This is a genomic window from Agrobacterium leguminum, assembly GCF_005144435.2.
In the GTDB taxonomy this organism is placed as follows: Bacteria; Pseudomonadota; Alphaproteobacteria; order Rhizobiales; family Rhizobiaceae; genus Agrobacterium; species Agrobacterium leguminum.
The window spans coordinates 1,007,871-1,019,681 of record NZ_CP120211.1 but is presented as its reverse complement, the minus strand read 5'-3'; the positions used below and the strand labels follow the sequence as shown (position 1 = coordinate 1,019,681).

General features: G+C 60.1%; 16 protein-coding genes. 7 read left to right on the top strand and 9 right to left on the bottom strand.

Features of this window, described 5'->3' with window-relative positions; all coding sequences use genetic code 11:
- Positions 1-12: 12 nt before the first annotated feature.
- The 3 genes from CFBP4996_RS05065 to CFBP4996_RS05055 all read right to left on the bottom strand — a co-directional run bounded on the left by CFBP4996_RS05065 (position 13) and on the right by CFBP4996_RS05055 (position 1,532).
- Positions 13-717: an SDR family oxidoreductase gene (locus tag CFBP4996_RS05065; protein WP_080852175.1), complete on the bottom strand. Its 705-nt coding sequence runs from the start codon at positions 715-717 to the stop codon at positions 13-15.
- 126 nt (positions 718-843) lie between these two features.
- Entirely contained in the window at positions 844-1,209 is a 366-nt protein-coding gene (locus CFBP4996_RS05060) for an antibiotic biosynthesis monooxygenase family protein (protein WP_080852177.1), read from the bottom strand.
- Positions 1,206-1,532: an NIPSNAP family protein gene (locus CFBP4996_RS05055; protein ID WP_003521451.1), complete on the bottom strand. Its 327-nt coding sequence runs from the start codon at positions 1,530-1,532 to the stop codon at positions 1,206-1,208. The genes CFBP4996_RS05060 and CFBP4996_RS05055 overlap by 4 nt, the downstream gene beginning before the upstream one ends.
- Positions 1,533-1,606: 74 nt before the next feature.
- Between CFBP4996_RS05055 and CFBP4996_RS05050 the strand changes: the two genes are divergently transcribed.
- A complete protein-coding gene (locus tag CFBP4996_RS05050) occupies positions 1,607-2,290 on the top strand; it encodes an ArsR/SmtB family transcription factor (RefSeq protein ID WP_080852179.1) in 684 nt (227 codons plus the stop codon).
- Positions 2,291-2,314: 24 nt separating this feature from the next.
- Here CFBP4996_RS05050 and CFBP4996_RS05045 read toward each other — a convergent pair whose 3' ends face one another.
- The gene (locus CFBP4996_RS05045) at positions 2,315-3,472 is read right to left on the bottom strand and encodes a pyridoxal phosphate-dependent aminotransferase (RefSeq protein ID WP_003521454.1); all 1,158 of its coding nucleotides are present in this window, start codon (positions 3,470-3,472) and stop codon (positions 2,315-2,317) included.
- A gap of 173 nt (positions 3,473-3,645) precedes the next feature.
- Here CFBP4996_RS05045 and CFBP4996_RS05040 point away from each other — a divergent pair, with 173 nt between their 5' ends.
- The 6 genes from CFBP4996_RS05040 to CFBP4996_RS05015 all read left to right on the top strand — a co-directional run bounded on the left by CFBP4996_RS05040 (position 3,646) and on the right by CFBP4996_RS05015 (position 8,026).
- Complete coding sequence (locus CFBP4996_RS05040) at positions 3,646-4,413, top strand: DsbA family protein (RefSeq protein ID WP_003521455.1); 768 nt, start codon at positions 3,646-3,648, stop codon at positions 4,411-4,413.
- Positions 4,414-4,538: 125 nt separating this feature from the next.
- Positions 4,539-4,976 (top strand): type II 3-dehydroquinate dehydratase, encoded by a 438-nt coding sequence (gene aroQ / locus CFBP4996_RS05035; protein WP_077982408.1) that lies wholly within the window; start codon positions 4,539-4,541, stop codon positions 4,974-4,976.
- Between the two features lie 25 nt (positions 4,977-5,001).
- Positions 5,002-5,493, top strand: coding sequence for an acetyl-CoA carboxylase biotin carboxyl carrier protein (gene accB / locus CFBP4996_RS05030; protein ID WP_059752742.1), 492 nt, complete (start codon positions 5,002-5,004; stop codon positions 5,491-5,493).
- Between the two features lie 12 nt (positions 5,494-5,505).
- A complete protein-coding gene (gene accC, locus CFBP4996_RS05025; RefSeq protein WP_003521459.1) occupies positions 5,506-6,852 on the top strand; it encodes an acetyl-CoA carboxylase biotin carboxylase subunit in 1,347 nt (448 codons plus the stop codon).
- A gap of 6 nt (positions 6,853-6,858) precedes the next feature.
- Positions 6,859-7,503, top strand: coding sequence for a leucyl/phenylalanyl-tRNA--protein transferase (gene aat / locus CFBP4996_RS05020; RefSeq protein WP_080852180.1), 645 nt, complete (start codon positions 6,859-6,861; stop codon positions 7,501-7,503).
- Between the two features lie 79 nt (positions 7,504-7,582).
- Positions 7,583-8,026 carry a hypothetical protein gene (locus CFBP4996_RS05015; protein WP_233283524.1) on the top strand — a complete coding sequence of 148 codons (444 nt, stop codon included), beginning with the start codon at positions 7,583-7,585 and terminating at the stop codon, positions 8,024-8,026.
- A gap of 17 nt (positions 8,027-8,043) precedes the next feature.
- On the opposite strand, the gene CFBP4996_RS05010 is transcribed toward CFBP4996_RS05015, so the two are convergent.
- From CFBP4996_RS05010 to gatB, 5 genes are all read right to left on the bottom strand, one after another.
- A complete protein-coding gene (locus CFBP4996_RS05010) occupies positions 8,044-8,481 on the bottom strand; it encodes a DUF2155 domain-containing protein (RefSeq protein WP_003521462.1) in 438 nt (145 codons plus the stop codon).
- A gap of 132 nt (positions 8,482-8,613) precedes the next feature.
- On the bottom strand, positions 8,614-9,012 hold the full coding sequence (locus CFBP4996_RS05005; protein ID WP_003521463.1) for an NADH:ubiquinone oxidoreductase subunit NDUFA12: 399 nt from the start codon (positions 9,010-9,012) through the stop codon (positions 8,614-8,616).
- Between the two features lie 109 nt (positions 9,013-9,121).
- Positions 9,122-9,595 (bottom strand): GNAT family N-acetyltransferase, encoded by a 474-nt coding sequence (locus CFBP4996_RS05000; RefSeq protein WP_080852184.1) that lies wholly within the window; start codon positions 9,593-9,595, stop codon positions 9,122-9,124.
- Positions 9,592-10,089 carry a GNAT family N-acetyltransferase gene (locus tag CFBP4996_RS04995; protein ID WP_003521465.1) on the bottom strand — a complete coding sequence of 166 codons (498 nt, stop codon included), beginning with the start codon at positions 10,087-10,089 and terminating at the stop codon, positions 9,592-9,594. Before CFBP4996_RS04995 ends, CFBP4996_RS05000 begins: the two co-directional genes overlap by 4 nt.
- A 210-nt stretch (positions 10,090-10,299) precedes the next feature.
- The gene (gatB, locus tag CFBP4996_RS04990; protein WP_080853179.1) at positions 10,300-11,805 is read right to left on the bottom strand and encodes an Asp-tRNA(Asn)/Glu-tRNA(Gln) amidotransferase subunit GatB; all 1,506 of its coding nucleotides are present in this window, start codon (positions 11,803-11,805) and stop codon (positions 10,300-10,302) included.
- Positions 11,806-11,811 lie beyond the last annotated feature (6 nt).

Genomic DNA, 11,811 nt, shown 5'->3' with positions numbered 1-11,811 from the left:
GAGGCCAACCCGTCAAACAGACCGCGTCAGCCCGCCATCAACGCGGATATTCTGACCGGTAATATACCCGCCCCCCTCAGAGGCAAGGAATGCCACGGTGGCGGCGATTTCCTCGCTCTTGCCGTAACGCTGCATCGGCACGCTCTCGCGGCGTTCCTCCGTCGACGGCAGGCTGTCGATCCAGCCGGGCAGAACATTGTTCATGCGCACATTGTCGGCCGCATAGGTATCGGCGAAAATCTTGGTGTAGGAGGCAAGGCCGGCGCGGAACACGGCGGATGTCGGGAACATGCTGCTCGGTTCGAAAGCCCAGGCGGTCGAGATGTTGACGATGGCGCCCGCTTTCTGTTTCACCATGACGGGGGCAACGATCCGTGTCGGGCGGATGACGTTCATAAGGTAGACATCGAGGCCGGTGTGCCATTGCTCGTCGGTAATATCGAGAATGGAGGCGCGCGGGCCATGGCCGGCGCTGTTGACTAGCACATCGATACGGCCGAATTTTTCGAGCGTCAAATCCGTGAGTCGCTGGAGATCGTCATTGGACTGGTTGGAGCCGGTGACGCCGATGCCGCCCAGCTCCTGCGCCAGCGCCTCTCCCTTGCCGGAAGAGGACAGGATCGCGAGTTTGTAGCCATCCGCGGCCAGACGTTTCGCCACGGCAGCCCCCATGCCACTGCCGCCTGCCGTTACAATCGCTACTTTTTCTGCCGACATCGCTTTTCTCCTTGTCCAATCCTAAGGGTGTCCCGCACCACATTGGCCCATCTATAACGGGTTTCAAAGACGAGTTCGAACCAGAAAGCCTTGCAGCGGCATGCAGAAAAACTGATGCTGGAAATATCAGCCTAGGCCATTTCCCTCTGCCGGATGGGCTTTCCGGCTGTCGGCTGGCGCTTCCTCCCGCTCCTCCAGGCCATAGTCGCGGATCACCTGCGCGATACGCAGCCGGTAATCGGAAAAAACACCGGACCGGCCCAGCGACTGCGCGGCGCGATGTGGCAGGGTGTTGCGCCACGCCCTCACCGCCTCCTCATCCCGGAAAAAGGACAGAGAGAGCATCTTGTCCGGATTGCCGATGCTTTGAAACCGTTCGACGGACAGGAAGCCGTCGATGGTTTCCAGCTCAGCCCGCAGGCCTGCCGCGATGTCGAGATAATGCTGCTTCTCGCCTTCAGTCGGCCAGACCTCGAAGATAACGGCAATCATTGTCCACCTCCAGCATGCGGAGCGGAGGCGAGACGCAGGAAAAGCCGGTCCTCTCGGCGGATGAACTGTTCGCGGCGGGCGAATTCGTAATTTTCCCGCCCCGCAGGATCGGCGGCGAGCCGTGCCCTGTAGGCTTCGTAGGCGGCGAGATTTTCGATGTTGTAGACACCGTAGGCAATGGTGCTCGATCCCTCCTTCGGCGCATAATAACCGATCAGATCGGCCCCGCAGCGGGGTATCGCCTCACCCCATGTGCGGGCATATCGCTCAAAGGCATCGACCTTGAAAGGATCGATCTCATAGCGGATGAAACAGGTCAGCATCGTTTGTCTCCTCGTGTTTTGCCTTTCTCTTTTACGCCATTGCTTTGCATCAATGCTTCGGCTACCATCGAAGCATGAAAGACGGACCCCTGATCGCCAATGTCGCCGCGCTGATCGGCGACCCTGCCCGCGCCAACATCCTGACGGCGCTTATGGATGGACGCGCGCTGACCGCAAGCGAGCTTGCCGAAGCCGCTGGCGTGACCTTGCAGACCGCCAGTGGGCATCTGTCGAAGCTCTCCGAGGCGCAGCTCCTGAAAGCGGAAAAACAGGGGCGGCACCGCTATTTCCGTCTTTCCGATGAGGATGTGGCGCATGTTCTGGAAGCGTTGATGGGTCTTGCCCAGCGCACGGGTGCAGTCCGCGTCCGCACGGGACCGAAGGACAAGGCGCTGCGGGAAGCGCGCATCTGCTACGATCATCTGGCCGGGGAAAGCGGCGTGGCGCTGCTTGCCGCCATCACCGCAAAGGGGCTCGTGACGTCAGGTGACGATCCTGCCCTGACGGAGATCGGACGCGACTTCTTCTCAAGCTTCGGCATAGACCTTTTACCGCTCGAAAAGGCCCGTCGCCCGGTCTGCCTGCATTGCCTGGACTGGAGCGAACGCCGCCATCACCTCGGCGGCGGCCTTGGCGCATCGCTGCTTGAAGCCATGCAGCAACGCGACTGGCTGCGGCGCGGAAACGGCCGTGTGCTGACCTTCACGGCAAAGGGCGAAAAGGCGTTCAACAGCACCTTCGGCTGCACGCCCGCCTGATCTCCCTAATCGGATGATCCCAACTTACTTCAGCCAGCCGGCAATACGTCCAACGGCCTCGGCGATATCCGACACGGAACCCGCATAGGAAATGCGCAGCGCCCTGTGGCCTTCCTCGGGGTCGAAATCCATGCCGGGCGTCGCCGCCACATCGATTTCCGCCAGCATGCGCTTGGCAAAATCCATGCTGTCATTGGAAAAGCGGCTGGTATCGACATAGGCGTAAAAAGCGCCATCCATCGGGGATGCCAGCGGCAGGCCGATCTCCGGCAGGCGCGCCATCAGGAAATCGCGGTTGGTGCGGTAGCTTTCCCGGTAGACATCCAGCTCCTCCGCTGCCGAAAAGGCCGCCGTCGCCGCCAGCTGCGACAGTTCGGGCGCGGAAATATAAAGGCTCTGGGCCAGACACTCGACGGGGCGGACCAGATTTTCGGGCAGCACCATCCAGCCGATGCGCCAGCCGGTCATGCAATAATATTTGGAGAAGGAGTTGATGATCACGGCATTGTCGGTGATTTCGAGCGCACTCGTCTCTTCGCCGACAAAGGTGAGGCCGTGATAAATCTCGTCCGAAATGAAAGCCATGTCGCGGCTTTCGCAATAGCTGGCCAGCCGCTTCAGCGCCTCACGGCCGGTAACGGTGCCGGTCGGATTGGCCGGGCTTGCCAGAAGCACGCCCTTCAGCTTGCAGCCGGCCTTTGTCTCTGCCCGCTCCAGACTTGCCGGTGTCAGCGTATAGCCGGTTTCAGCCGTGACCGGCACTTCCACGACATTGAGGCCGAGAGCCTTCAGAATATTGCGATAGGCAGGATAGCCGGGCCTTGCGATGGCGACATAATCGCCCGCATCGAAAAGGCTGAGGAACGCGAGGTTGAAGGCCGCAGATGAGCCCGTGGTCACGGCGATGCGGGCCGGATCGATGGCGACCTGATGGCGCAGCCGGTAGTGGCCGGCGATCGCCTCACGCAGCTCACGCAGGCCGAGCGCATCGGTATAACCGATCCGCCCATGCTTCAGCGCCGCCTCAGCCGCCGCAAGCGAGGCTTTCGGCGCGGGATGGGAGGGCTGGCCGACCGCCATGGAAATGACGGGGCGGCCCGCCTGCCTGCGCCGATTCGCTTCCGCCAGAATATCCATGGCGTGAAAGGGTTCGACTGCGCTCCGCTTCGACATCGTGATCAAGGGCATGCTCTTTCCTGAACCGTATTTCAGAGACTTGCCGCAGAATCACAATCTTCACAATCATGCGATCATAATGCGGACAAGTATTTTTGCCGTATGGCATTTGGCTTAAAGTAAGGTAATTGCCTTCATAAGATTTCAAGTGGCTCCGGCCGCACAGAATGAGGACCGATATGGCGCATTTTCTCCGTTCCACCCTTCTCGCCAGCGTGACGGCCCTTTCGACGGTATTCGCCTCCCTGCCCGCCCATGCGCTCGACGAGCAGCAGAAGAAGGAAATGGGCGAGTTCATCAAGCAATATCTGATCGAGAACCCGGAAATCATGCTCGAGGTTCAGGATGCGCTTGAGCGCAAGCAATATGCGGCGCGTAATGCCAAGGCGGCGGAAGCCGTCGCCGACAACAAGAAGGCGATTTTCGAATCGAAATTCGATCTGGCGCTCGGCAACCCGGATGGCGACGTCACGCTGGTCGAGTTCTTCGATTACAATTGCGGTTACTGCAAACGCGCCATGGGCGACATGGACAATATCCTCAAGAGCGACAAGAAGGTGCGCGTCGTCCTCAAGGAATTCCCGATCCTCGGACCGGAATCGGTTGCGGCCCACCGTGTTTCCAATGCCGTGAAGCTGCTTGCGCCGGCCAAGTATCCCGAATTCCAGCGCACGCTCCTCGGCGGTCGCGGACGGGCGAATGAGGACAGCGCCATGGAAGTCGCGACCTCGCTCGGCCTCAAGGAAGCCGACATCCGCAAATCGATGGCGGAGAACCCCAATGACGAGCAGGTGCAGGAGACTTACAAGCTGGCAACCAGCCTCGGCATCACCGGAACGCCGTCCTATATCGTCGGCGACGAGGCGGTTTTCGGTGCGGTCGGCGCCGACCCGCTGAAGGAAAAAATCGCCAATATGCGCAGCTGTGGAAAAGCCACCTGCTCCTGATTGCTAAAAAAGCCACTGCATTCCCTGTGAGATGCCTGCCAAGCGGCCGGTTTAGGGCTTGCGGGGGCTTTTCCTTGACGGCTGCGCAGTCTATAGGTGTCGCTGATTTTCTTATGGAAACGTGAATGAGCAACATCATCATCGTCATCAACGGCCCCAATCTCAACATGCTGGGAAAAAGGGAACCGGGTATCTATGGTGGCAAGACGCTGAAGGACATCGAGAATGATTGCCTTCAAGCCGGTGCCGATCTCGGTTTCGCAGTGGAATTCCGCCAGTCCAACCACGAAGGCGTGCTGGTGGACTGGTTGCAGGAGGCGGGCGAGCGGGCGGCAGGCGTCGTCATCAATCCCGGCGCCTATAGCCACACATCCATCGCGTTGCATGACGCCATTCGCGCGATTTCCACGCCCGTCGTGGAAGTGCACATTTCCAACATCCACGCCCGCGAAGAGTTCCGTCACAAATCGATGGTATCACCCGCGGCAAAGGGCATGGTCTGCGGTTTCGGACCATATGGATACATCATGGCGCTTCACGCGCTGAAAAACATCACGGCATAAAAAGAAACAAAGAATAGGGTTTGTCATGTCTGAAAAGAAACAGGGTATCGACAAGGAACTGATCCGCGAACTCGCGAATATCCTCAACGATACCGACCTTTCGGAAATCGAAGTGGAGCAGGACGACCTGCGCATCCGCGTTTCCCGCGCCGCTCCCGCCGCCACGGTCTATGCCGCAGCGCCTGCTGCTTATGCGCCCGCACCGGCAGCAGCCCCCGTTGCTGCACCGGCCGCAGCCGCGCCGGCCGCCCCTGCGGCCTCCGCAGCGCCTGCCCGCAACCCGGCCAACACCGTGTCGTCGCCGATGGTCGGTACGGTCTATCTGTCGCCTGCCCCGGGCGCACGCCCCTTCATCGAAGTGGGTGCAACCGTCAAGGAAGGCCAGACCATCCTCATCGTCGAAGCCATGAAGACCATGAACCAGATCCCGGCTCCCAAGTCCGGCAAGGTCGTGGAAATCGTCGTCAACGACGCTCAGCCCGTGGAGTATGGCGAAGCCCTCGTGGTCATCGAATAAAGGCGGTTCAGCATGGTTTCGAAGATCCTCATAGCCAACCGCGGCGAGATTGCGCTACGCGTCCTGCGCGCCGCCAAGGAGCTTGGCATTCCGACGGTGGCCGTGCATTCCACGGCCGACGCGGACGCCATGCATGTGCGCCTTGCCGACGAAAGCGTGTGCATCGGCCCGCCGCCCTCGCGTGACAGCTACCTCAACATCCACCAGATCGTTGCGGCCTGCGAAATCACCGGTGCGGACGCCGTTCACCCCGGTTACGGGTTCCTGTCGGAAAATGCCAAGTTCGCCGATATTCTCGACGCGCACGGCATCACCTTCATCGGGCCGACCGCCGAACATATCCGCATCATGGGCGACAAGATCACCGCCAAGCAGACGGCGCAGGAACTCGGCATTCCCGTGGTTCCCGGTTCCGATGGCGAAGTGAAGCCTGAAAACGCGCTCGAAATCGCCCGGACGATCGGCTTCCCGGTCCTCATCAAGGCGACGGCGGGCGGCGGCGGTCGCGGCATGAAGGTGGCGAAGACCGAAGCCGATCTGGAAGAGGCCGTTGCGACGGCCCGCTCCGAAGCGGCAGCAGCCTTCGGCAACGACGCCGTCTACATGGAAAAGTACCTCGGCAAACCGCGCCATATCGAAGTGCAGGTTTTCGGCGATGGCGAAGGCAATGCCGTTCACCTCGGCGAACGCGATTGCTCGTTGCAGCGCCGTCACCAGAAGGTGCTGGAAGAAGCCAATTCGCCGGCTCTGACCGTCGAACAGCGCATGAAGATCGGTGAAATCTGCGCGAGCGCCATGCGCAAGCTGAAATATCGCGGCGCGGGCACCATCGAGTTCCTCTATGAAAACGGCGAGTTCTATTTCATCGAAATGAACACCCGTCTGCAGGTGGAGCATCCGGTGACGGAAGCCATCACCGGCATGGATCTCGTGCAGGAACAGATCCGGGTCGCTTCCGGCCAGGGCCTGTCGGTCACGCAGGACGATATCGAATTCCATGGCCATGCCATCGAATGCCGTATCAACGCCGAGGACCCGCGCACCTTCGTTCCCTCGCCGGGCACGCTAACCTACTTCCACACGCCGGGCGGTCTTGGCGTGCGCGTCGATTCGGGCGCCTATCAGGGCTACAAGATCCCGCCCTATTACGACAGCATGATCGGCAAGCTGATCGTTCACGGCCGCGACCGTGACGAGTGCATTCGCCGCCTGCGTCGGGCGCTGGATGAGTTCGTCGTCGACGGCATCAAGACCACGCTGCCGCTTTTCCAGGACCTCCTCCAGAATGAGGATATCCTGAACGGCGATTACGACATTCACTGGCTGGAAAAATATCTGGCCGGTGACGCGTCTCACTAAGACGATATGGTTGGGCGGCGCAGCAGAAATAACGGCATAACGGTCGATATCCTGCTGCGCGCCTATTCCGCCGGCCTGTTCCCAATGGCCGATTCGGCTGACGATCCCGAGCTTTTCTGGGTCGAGCCGGAAATTCGGGGAATCATCCCGCTCAATGGTTTTCACGTTTCCAAAAGCCTCGCCAAGGCGATGCGCAGGAAGCCGTTCGAGATTCGCTTCAACACCGCCTTCGAAGCGGTGATGGCCGGATGCGCGGCGGAAGCGCCGGACAGGCCAAGCACCTGGATCAACGCCACCATCCGCAGGCTCTATACCGAGTTGCACCAGATCGGCCACGCTCATAGCGTCGAGGCCTGGGAGGGCGAGGAGCTCGTCGGCGGGCTCTACGGCGTCTCGCTGGGCGCCGCCTTCTTCGGCGAGAGCATGTTTTCCCGCCGCACCAATGCATCGAAGATTTGCCTCGTGCATCTGGTCGAGCGTTTGCGGCAGCAGGGATTTACGCTGCTCGACACGCAATTTACGACCGAACATCTGAAGACATTCGGGGCAATCGATATTCCAAAGTCGGAATATGGCACGATACTTGAAGCGGCTGTCGACAGGCCGGATGTGCCCTTCGAAAAATTGTCGGCGCAAGAAAATCCACGCTGAAAACAACCTGAGATTTTGCTTGCAACCCTCAAAAACATGACCTATCCGATCATGATATATGGTTCACCGGGGGATTGTCATGCGCTGGATTGCGGCCTTGTTATTGATGTTGACGCTGGCGGCGAATGTCACCGCTGCCGAACAGCGCCCCAACCCGCAGGCCGCCTGGCGGGGCGAAATTTCCCGAGCCTTGACGGGCGTAACCGGCCGCCCGGAATTCAAGGTCGTGCGGACGAACAAGAAGCAGGTGCTCCTTGTTACTTTCCGCGTTGACCCGGCGGGAAAGACGCAGGCTGTTCAGGTCAAAAACATAAGGGATAGCACCTATCAGACAAGAACGGCCGTGAAGAGGGCGTTCTCGGAAATCAGGTTCCCCTCACCTCCCGCCGGCGATCAGCCCAACAAGTTCACCGTTCCGATCGTGATCGAGCCAGAACTGACACGGGAGGAAATGATCGAACAACTGGAAAGCAAAAGCAAAGCCCTGGCCGATTTGGCCGAGAAGCTCAGACGCCAGAAATAGGCGCGGTCGTGGGTTAATTACTTGCTTGCCGTAGAGGGAGCGGGAACTTCCGAGTCCTGCTTGCAGCCCGTCAGCCACACGTCGTAGATCGGGTGTTCCACGGCGTTTAGGCCAGGGCTGTCGGCGAACATCCAGCCCGTGAAAATCCGCTTGATCTTGCGGTCGAGCGTGATTTCATCGACCTCGACAAAAGCGTCGATCTTCTGGGTTTCCGTCTGGTCGCGGGAATAACAGACTTTCGGCGTCACCTGAAGCGCGCCGAACTGCACGGTCTCATCGATATAGACATCGAAGGAAGTGATGCGGCCGGTGATCTTGTCGATGCCGGAAAACACCGCCACGCGGTTTTCGAGACGGGCGGCGGAGACGGGCGAAATGAGGATGACAGCAGAGACCGCTGCAAACAGCGAGACTGTCAGCGCACGCAAAGAACGATCTCGCGTGAATTTCCTCATACGATATGTCTCCAAATATTTGCCTGTGTCGAACCGCCGACCGGATCAACGCCTAAGGGCGGAATGTGGCAAAAACCGGTGAGGCCGGATGCAAGCGCGGCGTTTTGCACAACACCGCGCATCGCAAGATGCTTAGTTGCCCGGGGTCCACGCGTCGTAGTCGCCAGTCACGCGCGGGCGCTCACCGGCCACGGCCAGCGATCCCTGCGGGCGATAGGCCTTGGACGAACCGGTGAGGTTCGGCTGATGCGGCTTCTGCCAGTCGCGCGCAACGTAGCTTTCCTGGCTCGGCGGCACGTCGGTGCGGTAATGCATCCAGCCATGCCAGCCGGGCGGAATGGCCGACGCTTCGGCATAACCATTGTAGATGACCCAGCGGCGCGGCATGCCCCAGGAAGTGGTGCCGCCTTCGTAATAGGTGTTGCCCAACTCGTCCTGTCCTACCTTCTTGCCGAAACGCCAGGTATGAAACCGCGTTCCGATCGTCTGGCCGTTCCACCAGGTGAAGATTTGCGTCAGGAGAGTCTTCATTCTACGTTCCTCGGGCTTGAATGCGCCGCAGCGATTTTCCGTGCACGGCACAAGACATGCTTATGCCGCCCCTCACGGCAATTGTCCAGCATTTCGAGATATATCCGCGCTATTTCAGCTTCATCCTGAAGCCTAAATGCCGCTTCTCGAAACCCAGCCGCTCGTAGAAGCGGTGAGCGTCCAGCCGGGCCATGTTGGACGTCAGCTGCGCGGCGTTCAGGCCTTGCCGGCGGGCTTCTTCCAGGCAATGATTGATCATCACCGCACCGATGCCGCGACCGCGCATGTCGGCGCGGGTCTGCACCGCCTCGATCACCATGGACTTTGCCCCTCGCCCGACGAGCTTGGTCAGGATCGCCGTCTGAAAGGTGCCGACCACCTCGCCATCCAGTTCCGCCACATAGAGCGTTTCGCTCGGCGACGCTTCGATAGCGCGGAAGGCCGCGAGATAGTCCGGCTGCGCCGATTCCTCCGCGGTATCGCCGTGACCGCCAATCTCGTCAGCGGCAAAAATGGCGGCGAGAGCCGGAAGATCGTCTTCGCGCGCCGTACGGATGATCAGCTTCTGCAATGTCGCATTCATCGGGTCAGGCTCTTTTCCATAACGATGCCGGGTAAACCCTCGATGCCGGCCATGCGCTCGATTCGGTCCACCTCGACAAATCCGACGCCTTCATAAAAGGCGATTGCGACAGTATTTTTAGGCTCGACTTCCAACCGCATGATTTCCGCATCCGGAAAACAGGTTTCGAGTTCCGCGAAAAGATCGCGGCCGATGCCCTGCCGCTGGAGGTCGGGCGCGACATAGAGCTGGTGCAGCAGGGCCGTTTTCGCCATTTTAGTGGACATGGAACCATAGGCCATGCCGCCGATCCGCTTGCCGTCGTCAGCCACCAGAAACTCGCCGCCCTTTTTCTCGATGCGGTCCTTCATGGCCTGCGGCGAATGCCATGCAAGGATCAACTGGTTCACCTTGTCCACGCCGTAGATCGCATCATAGGTCGCGTGCCACGTCGTGGCGAGCAGGGTGCGCACCGGCTCGATGTCACGCAGGCTTGCCGTGCGGATGAAGAACATGATTGGGCTCCGTCTTGAAACAGAAATGCCGGGCGTTGATCCCGGCAGAAGTGATGTCAGTCCCTCGTACCCGACGTCATCCTCGGGCCTGTCCCGAGGATCTGAGCACGTTGGACCTTGTGGGTCGTTAGATCCTCGGGACAAGCCCGAGGATGACGGATGAGAGCTTTCTGCCTCAATGCCTCTTTCGGGGCACGAGGCAAACTCCGCTTACTCTTCCTCGATACCGAGCTTGGCCTTCACCAGCGCCTGCACCGCCTGCGGGTTAGCCTTGCCGCCCGTCGCTTTCATGACCTGACCGACGAACCAGCCGGCAAGCGTCGGCTTTGCCTTCACCTTCTCGACCTGATCCGGGTTGGCGGCGATGATCTCGTCCACGGCCTTTTCGATGGCGCCGGTATCGGTCACCTGCTTCATGCCGCGCGCCTCGACGATTTCCGCGGGGTTGCCGCCCTCGTTCCAGACGATCTCAAACAGGTCCTTGGCGATCTTGCCCGAAATGGTTTCGGCCTTGATGAGATCGATGATACCGCCGAGCTGTTCCGGCGAAACCGGCGTCGTCTCGATATCCTTGCCGAACTTGTTGAGCGCGCCGAGCAGATCGTTGATGACCCAGTTGGCGGCGGCCTTCGCATCGCGGCCGGCGGCGACGGCCTCGTAATAATCGGCAATCGCCTTTTCCGAAACGAGGATCGAGGCGTCATAGACCGACAGGCCAAGATCGGCCACGAAACGGGCCTTCTTGTCGTCCGGCAGTTCCGGCAGATCGACCTTCAGCGCCTCGACAAAGGCATCGTCGAATTCGAGCGGCAAGAGGTCCGGATCGGGGAAATAACGGTAATCATGCGCATCTTCCTTCGAGCGCATGGACCGCGTCTCGCCCTTGCCGGGATCGAACAGGCGGGTTTCCTGATCGATGACGCCGCCATCTTCCAGAATGGCGACCTGGCGGCGCGCCTCATATTCGATGGCCTGACCGACGAAGCGGATGGAATTGACGTTCTTGATTTCGCAGCGCGTGCCGAAACCTTCGCCCGGACGGCGCACGGAGACGTTGACGTCGGCGCGCATCGAGCCTTCATCCATGTTGCCGTCGCAGGTGCCGAGATAACGCACGATGGAACGCAGCTTGGTGAGATAGGCCTTGGCTTCGTCCGACGAGCGCATGTCCGGCTTGGAGACGATTTCCATCAGCGCCACGCCCGAACGGTTCAAATCCACGAAGGACATGGTCGGGTGCTGGTCGTGCATGGACTTGCCGGCGTCCTGCTCCAGATGCAGACGCTCGATGCCGATCTCGATATCTTCGAAATTGCCCTGACGGTCCGGGCCGAGGGAAATGGTGATGGTGCCCTCACCGACGATCGGGTCCTTGAACTGCGAAATCTGGTAGCCCTGCGGCAGATCCGGATAGAAGTAGTTCTTGCGGTCGAAGATCGAGCGATGGTTGATCTTCGCCTTCAGGCCGAGACCGGTGCGCACCGCCTGCTTCACGCATTCCTCGTTGATCACGGGCAGCATGCCGGGCATGGCGGCATCCACCAGCGACACGTTGGAATTCGGCGCATTGCCGAAAGTGGTCGAAGCACCGGAAAACAGCTTGGAATTGGAGAGAACCTGCGCATGCACCTCCATGCCGATCACGATTTCCCAATCGCCGGTGGCGCCGGGAATGAAGCGTTTCGGGTCGGGGGTGCGCACGTCTACAAGGGTCATCTGAAG